We start from the raw sequence: 12,443 nt of genomic DNA, 5'->3' as shown, positions 1-12,443 counted from the left end.
GTTAATTTTTTATCAATGTTTATATTTTTGCATTATAACACCCGGTTTTTAGCTTTTGTTTAAAAAATGTAAATATATTCCTTATCACACTGATTTACACCCCTAAAATAAGCTAAACAAAAAAACCTTCCAGTGTTACTGAAAGGTTTTTTATCTGTTTTAAAATTCTAGTATTCGTCCTCGTTAAAGAAGAAATCTTCTTTAGTTGGGTAATCAGGCCAAATCTCCTCAATGGTTTCATAAGGTTCGCCATCATCTTCCAATGCCTGTAAGTTCTCTATTACTTCTACCGGGGCACCAGAGCGGATACCATAATCAATTAATTCGTCTTTAGTTGCAGGCCATGGTGCGTCTTCCAAGTGCGATGCTAATTCTAATGTCCAATACATATCGTCAATTCAATTAAATTCCTGTTCTTACTTATTATTGCGCAAAGTATATTAAAATTCTTGAGCAAAACAAACTTATTTTTCCACTTTATACCCTCGGAATCCAAATGTTTTCTTCGGTATTAAAATATACGGTCAGTTTTCGTGCCAAAACGAATAAATAATCGCTTAAGCGATTCAAATAAATGGTTACACGCTCATCTACAAAGCTATTTTCTGCAAGTGCCACTGCCAAACGTTCGGCCCTTCTGCAAACACAGCGCGCAATATGGCAATACGAAACGACAGTATTTCCGCCAGGTAAAACAAAATGTTTTAAAGCCGGCAGCTTTTCGTTCATCAGATCCATCTCCTTTTCCAGCAAGGTAATGTCAGCATCATGGAGATCAGGAATCTTCATCTTAGAGGTATCCGGGTCTGCCGCCAGTGATGCACCAATAGTAAATAACCTGTCCTGAATTTCTTTCAATAGTTTCTGATCTTTTGCATCAATATCCTGACACATAATTAAACCGATATAAGAATTTAACTCATCAACAGTTCCATACGCTTCAATACGTACATGATATTTAGGAACGCGGGTACCGCCAATCAATGATGTTTGGCCTTTATCGCCTGTTTTAGTGTAGATTTTCATTTAGAAAGGTTTAGGGTGTAGGGTGGTTGAAGGTTGAGGGTAAAACCTTACGCCATAAACCTTTTACCTTACCCCTCAATTAATTTTCTCCCAATCGCTGCCAGCCTCTTTCAATGCCTGCAAACGTGGGGATACATTTTTGATATCGCTATTTAAATAATCATTTTCAATCAGACCATCACGCATACGTACAATGCGGTGTGCATGTTGCGCAATATCTTCCTCATGTGTTACCAGAATGATCGTATTGCCTTTACTATGGATTTCTTCCAACAAACCCATAATTTCAATTGAGGTTTTGGTGTCTAAGTTACCAGTCGGCTCATCGGCTAAAATAATAGAAGGATTATTGATCAAAGCCCTGGCTACCGCCACACGCTGACGCTGCCCCCCTGACAGTTCATTGGGCTTGTGGTCCATACGGTTGCCCAAGCCTACATTTTCCAGCGCTTTGGCAGCCCTTGCATCCCTGTCTTTTTTACTTGTTCCTGCATAAATTAAAGGTAAGGCAACATTATCCAATGATGTAGAGCGTGGCAATAAATTAAAGGTCTGAAAAACGAAACCGATTTCCTTATTCCGTACTTCAGCCAGTGCATCATCACTCATCTGACTCACATTTGTTCCGTTTAAAATGTATGTTCCGCTTGACGGTGTATCCAGACAACCTAAAATATTCATCAGGGTTGATTTACCAGAACCAGAAGGGCCCATCAATGCTACAAATTCGCCTTTATTAATATCTAAAGAAACTGATTTTAAAGCGTGAATCACTTCAGATCCAATAACGTATTTACGGCCAATTTCTTTTATCGTGATGAGTGGTTTCTCCATGTTTTTTCTTTTTTAGACAAGCGTAGCGGGTAAGATGTTACAAGAAGGCGTAAATTAAGCATAAACGTTAATCTTAAAGATGCTGAATTAAATACGATAGCTACCCGATCAGCATGAGGATACCTCCTTATTTTTCAATAATCTTCGGCACCATAAAAAATTGGTCTGTATGCTTTGCGGCATTTTTCAAACCATCAGCAGTGGTTATTTCCTGCTTAACTACATCTTCTCTCCAAACATTTACCGATTCGTTCATATAAACCAAAGGTTTTACATTTGAAGTATCCAGTTCATTTAACTTTTCCATGAAGGATAAAATTTTATTCATTTCCGGAATCAGTATATCCACCTGTTCTTCATCAATATGAATTCTGGCCAGATCGGCTATTTTATGAATGGTTTTTGCGTCTAAATTCATATCTGTTTCAACTTACTATCAATTAACCTGTAAACCTTTTCTTTCAATACATCCGCATCAACATCAGCCAAGGTTGATGTATTGATAGGTTTGTGGACGTAAATATCGCAAATTCCTGGCTTACTTCCATATTTTGAACCATCATCCCAATTTATTTTCCAAACATCAACAATGCTAACTGGCACTAAGGGGATATTTTTATCAATAGCCAAACGGAATGGACCATTTTTAAACTCGGCCAACTTTGGCGGATAGTGGTCATCAATTTTACCCTCCGGAAAAATAATCAGGCTCATTCCTTTTTCCAGGTTTTCGCCAGCTTTTTTAAAAGCCTTAAAAGCTGAAATCTTACTGTTGCGGTTGACAGAAATATCGATGGTTTTAAAAAAAATACTTAATACGGGATTATTCAACAGCTCATCTTTACCCATAAAGTGAAATTTACCATGCCCCATGATGCAAAAAATCATGATGTCCAGGTTAGAAGTATGATTGGCGCAATAAATATACGTTTGTTTGCGATCAAGCTTTTCTTCGTATTGATAATGAAAAAAAACACCGGAAAACAGACTGCATAAAAAGCTGTTGGCTTTACGGCAAAAGTTTAAAATACCATAATATTTTTCATTACGTGAAGTAATGTAGTAAAAGGGATAAAAGAGGGCGAAAAAAAACAGGATCCAGAATAGAAACCATATCCGGTGTACTTGCCTTAGAAAGTTGATCATAGCTATACCAAAAATATAAAATTGTTTGATATTTCAAACTAACGATGAAGATTGTGGTGAGGACCAACAGAAAAAGACAATTCACAGATCTCTCCACTACGGAGATGAGTACCTTCGATTCGATGATGCTCGCGGGTTAAAACGGCTCCATGCTCGCAGAAACCTTTATTATAAACCTTGTTGAGGTATAAAGCAAGCAATCCCGATTTTATCATCAGGAGAGGACCAGGAACGGAAAGAAGAACAGCTGCTCCAGATGAAATACCGGCTTTCATTTCCAAATCTCTTAAGTACTACTCTTATAGCCAGTGAGTCAATAACTGCTAAGGTAATTGTTATATATAGATCTCTGCGCTACGGTCGAACTGGCGACTACCATAAAAATTCTTACTATGAAAATTAAGGTGATTTGCGGATTGCTTGCAATTTATTTTTAATTTCGTGCCATTATGAAAGAAACAGTGGTGAGCGGTATCCGCTCAACAGGAAAATTACATTTAGGTAATTATTATGGCGCAGTTAAAAATTTTGTTCAAATGCAGAACGACTATAACTGCTACTTTTTTATCGCCGATTTACATTCATTAACTACACACCCAACTCCGGCCGATTTGCACGGAAATATCAAACATGTTCTGGTTGAATATCTGGCTAGTGGAATAGATCCGGAAAATAGCACCATTTATATACAAAGTGACGTACCTGAAGTTGCAGAGCTATATCTGTATCTAAACATGAATGCTTATATGGGCGAACTGGAACGCAGTACCTCTTTTAAGGATAAAGTACGTGCCAACCCCGATAATGTAAACGCGGGTTTACTAACCTACCCGGTATTAATGGCTGCCGATATTTTAATCCACAAGGCGACCAAAGTACCTGTTGGAAAAGATCAGGAACAACATTTGGAAATGGCCCGTACTTTTGGAAACCGTTTCAACAGGTTATACCATACAGAATATTTTCCTGAGCCTTATGCTTTTAGCTACACAGATAAATTGGTTAAAGTGCCTGGTTTAGATGGAAAAGGTAAAATGGGCAAGTCAGAAGGCGAAGCCAATGCTGTTTACCTGTCTGATGATCCTGAAACTATCCGTAAAAAAGTAATGAGAGCGGTTAGTGATGGTGGACCAACAGAAGAAAATCAGCCAAAACCTGAAGCGATCCAGAATCTTTTCGATTTAATGAAGGTGGTATCAAGTGTAGATACCCATCAGCATTTTGATGATCTGTACAATAAAATGCAGATCCGTTATGGTGATTTCAAAAAACAACTGGCAGAAGATATGATTATCGCTACTGCACCGATGCGTGAGCGCATCCAGGACATTGCAAAAGATGATGCCTATTTAAGACAAGTGGCTAAACATGGTGCATTAAAGGCCCGTGAAAGTGCGCAAAAAACCATCAGAGAAGTTCGTAGTTTAATCGGGTTTAAAAGTTTTTAATTAATATTGTGATAAGCGCTTAGCGTTTGGCGGAAAAACGCTAAGCGCAAAACGCTCACCGCAAAACGCAAAAAAAAGATGCACATAGCAATTGTAGGAAATATAGGTGCCGGTAAAACTACCTTAACAGGCTTATTGGCCAAAAACTATGGATGGGAGGCTTTGTATGAGGCTGTGGATAATAACCCTTACCTGGAAGATTTTTACAGCGACATGAAACGCTGGAGCTTTAATCTTCAGATTTATTTCCTCAACAGCCGTTTTCAGCAAATTACCGATATTGAAGTCAATAAACGAAATGTAATTCAGGATAGAACCATTTATGAGGATGCACATATTTTTGCAGAAAACCTGCATGATATGGCTTTGATGACGACGCGCGACCATGATAATTACCGGGCTATCTTCGATAATATTACTTCTTTCATTAAACCGCCCGATTTATTGGTTTACCTCCGTGCATCAGTACCCACACTGGTCAATAATATCCAACGCCGCGGCCGTGAGTACGAAGCGGGCATCCGTATCGATTACCTTTCTAAACTGAACGAAAAATACGAAGCCTGGATTAAAGGGTATAAACTCGGCAAGTTATTGATTTTGGATAAAGATAAACTGGATTTTACCAACAATCCGGAAGATTTAGGTACGGTCATTCAATCGATCGAAGCAGAGATCAACGGTTTATTTTAATTTTTTCCCTTATTTTGGAATTGAGAGAACCCGTAAACATGGAGAAAAATATTGAAAAAGAAAATGCGGGAAACTGGAAATGGGGTATTTTTTATTTCAACAAAAACGACCGTAGGTTAATTGTTCCGAAACGTATAAAAATATTAGGGTGGACACTTAATTTTGCCCATCCCCTTTCTTACCTCATTATCGCATTGATTTTTACTTTTGTTTTTTACCAGTTCTATCAGCATAATATATGACAGACAAAAACCTAAAAGCGATAGGCATTATTCCCGCACGTTATGCCTCTACCCGCTTTCCGGGGAAACCATTGGTTGATATCGCCGGGAAAACGATGATTCAGCGGGTGTACGAGCAGGCTTCGAAAACAAAAAGTTTATCGAAAGTAGTGGTTGCTACCGATGATGATCGGATTGCCGGAGAAGTAACAAACTTTGGCGGAGAATTTATTTTCACTTCATCCGATCATCAAAGCGGAACCGATAGGTGCGCTGAAGTGATTGAAACTTTAACCGGATACGATATCGTGATCAACATCCAGGGCGATGAACCTTTTATTGAACCTGCGCAGATTGATTTACTGACCAGTTGCTTTACGGAAGAAAAAGTACAATTGGCCACTTTAATCAAATCCATCCAAAGCCAGGAAAGCGTTTACAACCCCAACAGCCCAAAAGTGGTGATTGATGTAAATGGCCGTGCCCTGTATTTTAGCCGTAGTCCGATTCCTTTTATCAGAAACGGAGAACCAGGCGTATGGGCAGAAAAACACCAGTTTTATAAACACATCGGGATTTACGGTTACCGTACAGAAGCCTTAAAAGCCATTACCCAATTACCACCTTCTTCTTTAGAAATTGCTGAAAGTCTGGAGCAACTGCGCTGGATTGAAAATGGATTTTATATCCAAACAAAAGTTACGGACCTGGAAACGGTTGCTATTGATACGCCTGAAGACTTACTAAAATTAAATAATCTATTGGATGCGCTGAAGCACGAGTAAGGTTATTAGTTCATTAGTCATTAGTTCATTAGTAACTAGTCATTAGTTCATTAGTAATTAGTCATTAGTTCAATGGTTGATAGCCTGATGGATCATGGCCAAGTATTAATGACTCAAGATTAATTTTCCTCAGACTCTGGACTTTTTTATCACCAGTTCCATCTGAATATTACATCTCGCGTAAGGCGTTGGCTTACCTGGTACCTTTTGGAAGCCAAGCTTATGGTAAAGATTAATGGCCGGTTTTAAAATGGTATTGCTTTCCAGGTAGATTTTAGATGCACCTGATGATTTTGCTTTTTCTATAATTGCCTTTGCCAACAAAAATCCTACGTTTTTTCCCTGAGCTTTTGGCGACACCGCCATTTTAGCCAGTTCAAAATCATATTCGCCGTCATTCAACTTGATTAGCGCACAAACACCCAAAGGTTCACCTTCATAGCGCGCAACCAATATAAAACCTCCTTTGTCTAAAATATAACCCTGAGGATCATCCAAAGCTTTATAATCAGATTCTTCCATCGTAAAATACTTCGAAATCCACTCTACATTTAGTGACCTGAAGGCCTCCTGGTATTCAGGTTCGTAGTCTACAATTTCAACTTTAGCACCTTCGCGTTCTTTTTTCTTTTCCAAAACCCTTCTCAATAAACTTTTTTGCTCCAGTAAAAATTCCCACTCTCCTATTGCTTCCCAAAGTTTGTGCTTGGCTTGTGCCGAGATTTCTTCAATTGAAGCATTTACATCTACGAGCTGGTCCTTTAATTCTTCTGAAATTTCCATTCCTTTTTTAGAAAGGCTTATTACATTTCTACGTCCGTCAGTTTTATCCTTACTTTCTTTAACATAACCTTTTTTCAGCATTTCACTGATCATTTTACTAACTGAAGGATGAGAATGGCCAATAGCTTTAGCCAGTTCAGTAATCGTTTTTTCCCGCTCCCTGGTTAGTGCATAAAATACCGGAAACCATTTAGGCTGCATATCAATATGATACAATTTATAAATCTCTGCAGCATCTTCAGTTACTTTATCGGTCAACATTCTCAACCTGCTCCCGATCGCTACCTTACCAATCTCTTCAAAAAAATCCATAATAAAACTATTTACGTAATCAGTTACGCAAATATAAAAACAAAATCGGATTATCTGATAATAGACTGGTATCGATAATATCTTCGTATTTTAGTTCTATGTCAAAACAAACACTCTTAATTATCGTCATTTTCTATAGTAATGCGATTTTTGCTCAGCAAAGGGATGGATTGATTGTAAAAACCAATGTTTTAAATTTGGTGGCTAAAAGGCCTACCCTATCTGTAGAAAAAACCTTTGCTGATCTTTATGGATTGGAAGCAGCTTATACTTTTGGCGAAATTAAAAATTTTGGTTATCACGACTATTACCATTATAATGGCTTTTTACTCCGAGCGAAAAAATACATCAGACCAATTAAAAATAAAGAAGCTAATGCTTTTTATGGCGTGTATTTTGGAAACCTGAATCAAACGGTGGTTTCACATGGCACAGTAGATCATACAGGCTTTTTTAGTTGGGGCAACAACCGTGATTTCAAAGCAAATTCTATACGATACGGCGGAACATTTGGGGTATCTTTTATTCCTGGAAAACATTTTCTTTTAGAAGGCCTAACCGGTTTAGGATATCGAGATTATTATCATGTTCAAAATAATTTACAAAATAAGATGCCTGGTGGTTATTTCGACTTTCAACTATGGTTATCTATCGGTTATTCTTTCTAAATATGAGAAGGATTAAAAATAGAAATATGAACTAAATATAAAATTTGTAGTTTTGGATATGAGAAATATACCGCTCTTTTTCACGATCTGTTTGTTAGCACTTTTTGCCTGTAATTCAAAAAGCAAAAAGGAAAACGATCCCATTGAATTTAAAAATGTTAACCAGAGTGTTGCCAAATCATTTTCCGATTTAAAAACACCCGATACTTTTAAAATAGAACTTACCGGCAGAAAACCAGCGGAGATGGTGTTGAATTTCACGATCAAAAATGCAGCTGGAAAAGAAATTTACAACACAAAAATAAAAGGCACCGAATTGCTGGGCAGCACCGATCCAAACATCGATCTTTCCAAAGAGAAAGACCAGATTATTTTCCTAAAAACTATTGCTGATGACTTTTTTAGCGACGATAATTTTCTGGAACCTGCAGTAATGCCTGAAGATAAAGCTGACAAATATACTCCTGACAAAGCGCTTTATGAAGAATTGAAAAAATCTGGCTTAAACGGCTTTAAATATCGCTTGGGAAAAGAAAATAACATCTATATCGCCTGGAGTGAAAAAGAAAAAAAAGTAAAGGTGTACTATAATTGTTGCTAAATAATAGAAGCTAAAAAATTAGAAATGAAAAGCGCTGGATTTATTGCAAATGGATGAAAATAAATTTTCATAAATGGTTATTGGATCGCTAATACCGCTTTTAAGGATCAGTATTTAACATTAATCAGGTATTAGGCATAAACGAAAAATTAGTACCATTTGGTCAGATCGCGTTGATCAGAAAATTCACATCAGAACAAAACCGAATATAAGTTGATGATGAAAGTCAATTCTTTAAAAAATGTTGCGGGCATATTCATTAAACCAACTGAATAGTTGTATTTTCACTTCCCAAAACCAAACAACTAGTTATCAACGTTTCTCCGTACATGTTTAAAAACCTCTTTGCCGTTTTTATTTTATCGGTATTATTTCTCCCTGCCTTGGCTCAAAAGGCCAGCATTAAAGGTATTGTGGTCGACACAGTAGAAAAAAGGAAACTTTCAAACAGTTCCATAATGCTCATTAATAGTAAAGATTCCGTTTTAATTAGGGATGCCAGGGCAAAGGCAAATGGCGAATTTGAACTATCAAATTTAAACAAAGGCATTTACACTTTAGTCATCACCTACCCTAAAATGGCCGACTATATCAGAGATATCCGATTGGCAGATTCATCGAAATTTAACTTGGGGCTTATTGCAATGGATAGTAAAGCCACACTTTTGAATGAAGTGACAATTAAGGCACAAAAACAAGCCATCAGCATAAAAGGCGATACAATAACCTACCAGGCAGATAGTTTTGCCGTAAAACCGCATGCCAGTTTACAGGATCTGTTAAGGCGGTTACCGGGAATCGAGGTTGATAAAAATGGCGCAATAAAAGCAGGAGGAAAAGATGTCAATACCTTATTGGTTGATGGCGAAGAATTTTTTGGCGACGATCCCCTGTTGGCTTCAAAATACCTGAAGGCCAATGCAGTGAACGAAGTAGAGGTGTATGATAAAAAGAGTAAAAGTGAAGAACTGACGGGTATTAAGGAGGAAGATTCAAAAGAAAAGGTGATCAACGTGAAGCTGAAGGAGAATGCAAAAAATGGCTACATCAGCACAACGGAAGCGAGCAGCGACCTGAACAAATACCGCAACCTGGGTGCCATGGCGGGAGTATATAAGGGGAAGATGAAAGTGGCCGCTTTCGGTTTTAATAACAACATCAGTACCGAATCTAAAGCCAACAATGCCATGGGCCGCCTGAAGGGTGATGAATATGATGTGATTGAGGTTGGTGATGATGGCAGCACCGTCATGATCAGTTACGGCAATAACGAAGATGAAGATTTCAGAGCGGGGGGTGGAATTCCGAACATCACCAGTTATGGCGGTCACTTCTCAAACAAATGGAAAGATAACAAGGTGGGTATGAAGCTGAATTTTAAAGGTGCTGATAACAGTTCTTTTAACGAAAGCACCAGTCGTAATGAATCGTTGATTCCAAATGGTACCACCTTTTTAAGCCAGAGCGCAGGCAGGGAGGAAAACCGTACGACCGGGCAAAGCCTGCGCGGAAGTGTAGATTTAAAGCTGGATTCGCTATCGACCCTGAAGATTTCTTTCGGTGGACGCCAGCAACGCAATTCAGCCAGCAGTTTCAGCAATAGCGAAACGAAAAACGGACGGGGTATTATGGTGAATAGTAACCACGAAAATGGCGATGCTAATGGTCAAAGTGATGCTTTTAACGGTAATATCGGCTATGTGAAGAAATTCAAAACCAAAGGGAGGGTTTTAACGGTAGACATGCAGCCGGAAAACAACCGGAATAATAATGAACGGAATAGCCTGAATCAGACTAATCTCTTTGATTCTACGGGTGTGGCGCTGACTCCTGACCGCCGGAATTACCTGAATGATGACCAGGCCAGTAAAACATCCCTGGCTTCTCGGATTTCTTATACCGAGCCCCTCAGCAAGAGACTTTCGTTACAGGCGGGCTATAGTTTTAAAACGATTCGCTCCAGCAGTAAGCGCTATACCTATAACCAGGACCTGGGCCGACAAAAGATTGACTCGTTAAGTAACTTTTTCAAATTCAACAATTTCTCCAATGTAGGGAACGCAGTATTACAATATAAAGCTAAAAAATTTACGTTACGGGGTGGAACCCAGGCCATTCAAACGACCTTCCACCTGGATGATATCGACCGTAACCGTCAGGTGAGCCGTTCGTATATCAACTGGGCACCCGAAACGAGCCTGAGTTATAAGCTGGGCAGAAGCGGCAGTATTTCGGTGGGTTACAATGGCCGTACAGATCAGCCTGATATTGAGCAGCTGCAACCTTTAAGGCAGGTGAACAGTCCGCTGTACCAATTAATCGGTAACCCGAATCTGAGGCCATCATTCAACAACAACTTTAACCTGAACATCAATACTTACCAGCAGAAATCTGAAATTTATGCCTACAGCTATGCGGGATATAACTTCGTACAAAATGCAGTGTCGGCCAGTACAACCGTCGATCAATCTAACAAAACTGTGACCACTTTTGTCAACCTCAATGGAGGGAAAAGCCTTTATGCCGGAGGAAGTATCGGAAAAAGTTTCAGCAAGATCCACCTGAATACCAATATGGGTTTCAATTATAATTTCAATCAGGACGTTTCGATCCTGAATAAAGAATTGAATAAAACCAACCGAAGCAGCATGACCTTAAGGCCAAGGGTGAGTATCTATCAAGATAAGTTCAGCCTGGAGTACAACGTTTCGCTAAACTTTTCCAGAAGCCGTTCTACTATCGGTACGGTGAATGATGGTAAAAACTTCCGTCATGATCATGAGATTTCAGGGAACATCAATCTCCCCTATCATACAGAATTCAATACCTCCATGTCACTGTCTTACCAGCCGGCCAATGCTTCATTTGCCCGCCCGGTAAACATTGCCATCTGGAACGCCTATCTGTCTAAAAGGATGCTTAAGGCCGAAGAAATGGAGATCAAGGTTTCAATTTCCGATATCCTGGGCCAAAGGGTTGGTTACAACCGTTATGTAAATGGGAACAGCGTAGGCGAAAGTACTTACAGCTTTATTCCGAGATACGTGCTGGTAGGTGTGGTTTATAATTTAAACGGCAATTTTGTTAAAAATGAAAAGAAATAACATCAGATTTTTGAGCCTGATCTTCAGCATGTGGCTAGGCCTTCAGTTGGCTACCGCTCAAACGGTATTCATCAAAAGTGCTAAAATTATTTTTGAGAAAAAGGTGAACATTAAAGAGCAGCTAGCCAATAACCAATGGCTGAATGATGAGGCCAAAGAAAAAATGGGGAAATACCGCACCACCAACTGGGAATACAGTTTTAATGACAGCACCTCGGTTTACCGGGCTAAAGCAAAGGAAAGTTTAAGTGATAATGCCTTCTTCTTCAGTTCTGATAATACAGATGAGCTGTTTACAGATTTTGCGAAAAGCAACCGCATGAAAAGAAAAAGTATTATGGGTAATGATTTTATCCTGAAGGATAGTATTCCGCGTCTGAAGTGGAAAATCATGCACGACCTGCGTAAAATTGCCGGTTACGAATGCAGAAAGGCTATCGCCATGATCAATGATACGGTTACTGTAGTGGCTTTTTATACTGATGAGATTTTATTGAAAGGTGGTCCTGAGGGCTTTACCGGTTTACCAGGAATGATATTGGGTTTAGCCATCCCGCGGTACAACACCACATGGTTTGCCACGAAGATAGAAGCAAAAAATGTTGACATTTTAAACATCGCAGCCCCGGCAAAGGGAAAGCGGACTGATACGGAGAAAGATTTTAAAAAAATGCTCGACCTTTATACTCGTTATGATGATAAAAAGAATCCCAGAAAGATAGAAGATATTAAAAAGGAGCTTTATTCATTATTTCTTTAACCGGCATTTTCACTAAAAGAGTCAATATCAGCGCAATAATACAATTAAAAAATATTCCGTTT

General features: G+C 38.8%; 14 protein-coding genes. 8 read left to right on the top strand and 6 right to left on the bottom strand.

All coding sequences use genetic code 11. The features are described from left to right. Nucleotides 1–167: 167 nt before the first annotated feature. From ABEG20_RS06820 to ABEG20_RS06800, 5 genes are all read right to left on the bottom strand, one after another. Nucleotides 168–389, bottom strand: coding sequence for a DUF2795 domain-containing protein (locus ABEG20_RS06820; RefSeq protein WP_010603503.1), 222 nt, complete (start codon nucleotides 387–389; stop codon nucleotides 168–170). Nucleotides 390–477: 88 nt separating this feature from the next. Beyond that, nucleotides 478–1,026 (bottom strand): cob(I)yrinic acid a,c-diamide adenosyltransferase, encoded by a 549-nt coding sequence (locus tag ABEG20_RS06815; RefSeq protein WP_406826630.1) that lies wholly within the window; start codon nucleotides 1,024–1,026, stop codon nucleotides 478–480. Between the two features lie 75 nt (nucleotides 1,027–1,101). After that, nucleotides 1,102–1,860, bottom strand: coding sequence for an ABC transporter ATP-binding protein (locus tag ABEG20_RS06810; protein ID WP_406826629.1), 759 nt, complete (start codon nucleotides 1,858–1,860; stop codon nucleotides 1,102–1,104). Between the two features lie 127 nt (nucleotides 1,861–1,987). Then, a complete protein-coding gene (gatC, locus tag ABEG20_RS06805) occupies nucleotides 1,988–2,278 on the bottom strand; it encodes an Asp-tRNA(Asn)/Glu-tRNA(Gln) amidotransferase subunit GatC (RefSeq protein ID WP_406826628.1) in 291 nt (96 codons plus the stop codon). Beyond that, nucleotides 2,275–3,006, bottom strand: a complete 732-nt coding sequence (locus tag ABEG20_RS06800) for a lysophospholipid acyltransferase family protein (protein WP_406826627.1) — start codon at nucleotides 3,004–3,006, stop codon at nucleotides 2,275–2,277. Before ABEG20_RS06800 ends, gatC begins: the two co-directional genes overlap by 4 nt. A gap of 449 nt (nucleotides 3,007–3,455) precedes the next feature. Between ABEG20_RS06800 and trpS the strand changes: the two genes are divergently transcribed. The 4 genes from trpS (at nucleotide 3,456) to kdsB (ending at nucleotide 6,153) form a co-directional block, all read left to right on the top strand. Beyond that, entirely contained in the window at nucleotides 3,456–4,454 is a 999-nt protein-coding gene (gene trpS, locus ABEG20_RS06795; RefSeq protein WP_265851309.1) for a tryptophan--tRNA ligase, read from the top strand. Between the two features lie 78 nt (nucleotides 4,455–4,532). After that, entirely contained in the window at nucleotides 4,533–5,147 is a 615-nt protein-coding gene (locus tag ABEG20_RS06790; protein ID WP_090500686.1) for a deoxynucleoside kinase, read from the top strand. Between the two features lie 38 nt (nucleotides 5,148–5,185). Next, nucleotides 5,186–5,389, top strand: a complete 204-nt coding sequence (locus ABEG20_RS06785; RefSeq protein WP_406826626.1) for a DUF5808 domain-containing protein — start codon at nucleotides 5,186–5,188, stop codon at nucleotides 5,387–5,389. Beyond that, entirely contained in the window at nucleotides 5,386–6,153 is a 768-nt protein-coding gene (gene kdsB, locus ABEG20_RS06780; protein ID WP_406826625.1) for a 3-deoxy-manno-octulosonate cytidylyltransferase, read from the top strand. The genes ABEG20_RS06785 and kdsB overlap by 4 nt, the downstream gene beginning before the upstream one ends. A 129-nt stretch (nucleotides 6,154–6,282) precedes the next feature. Here kdsB and ABEG20_RS06775 read toward each other — a convergent pair whose 3' ends face one another. Then, nucleotides 6,283–7,248: a GNAT family N-acetyltransferase gene (locus ABEG20_RS06775; protein ID WP_406826624.1), complete on the bottom strand. Its 966-nt coding sequence runs from the start codon at nucleotides 7,246–7,248 to the stop codon at nucleotides 6,283–6,285. 98 nt (nucleotides 7,249–7,346) lie between these two features. On the opposite strand from ABEG20_RS06775, the gene ABEG20_RS06770 reads away from it, so the two are divergent. From ABEG20_RS06770 to ABEG20_RS06755, 4 genes are all read left to right on the top strand, one after another. Continuing rightward, complete coding sequence (locus ABEG20_RS06770) at nucleotides 7,347–7,916, top strand: DUF3575 domain-containing protein (RefSeq protein WP_406826623.1); 570 nt, start codon at nucleotides 7,347–7,349, stop codon at nucleotides 7,914–7,916. 58 nt (nucleotides 7,917–7,974) lie between these two features. Next, complete coding sequence (locus ABEG20_RS06765) at nucleotides 7,975–8,517, top strand: hypothetical protein (protein ID WP_406826622.1); 543 nt, start codon at nucleotides 7,975–7,977, stop codon at nucleotides 8,515–8,517. Nucleotides 8,518–8,846: 329 nt separating this feature from the next. Continuing rightward, nucleotides 8,847–11,621: an outer membrane beta-barrel protein gene (locus ABEG20_RS06760; RefSeq protein WP_406826621.1), complete on the top strand. Its 2,775-nt coding sequence runs from the start codon at nucleotides 8,847–8,849 to the stop codon at nucleotides 11,619–11,621. Further along, on the top strand, nucleotides 11,608–12,381 hold the full coding sequence (locus tag ABEG20_RS06755) for a GLPGLI family protein (RefSeq protein WP_406826620.1): 774 nt from the start codon (nucleotides 11,608–11,610) through the stop codon (nucleotides 12,379–12,381). The genes ABEG20_RS06760 and ABEG20_RS06755 overlap by 14 nt, the downstream gene beginning before the upstream one ends. The last annotated feature ends 62 nt before the right edge of the window (nucleotides 12,382–12,443 follow it).

Origin of the sequence: Pedobacter sp. KACC 23697 (genome assembly GCF_045348445.1) — a bacterium.
GTDB lineage: Bacteria > Bacteroidota > Bacteroidia > Sphingobacteriales > Sphingobacteriaceae > Pedobacter.
The sequence above is the reverse complement of the archived record's forward strand: the minus strand, read 5'-3'. Positions and strand labels throughout refer to the sequence as shown.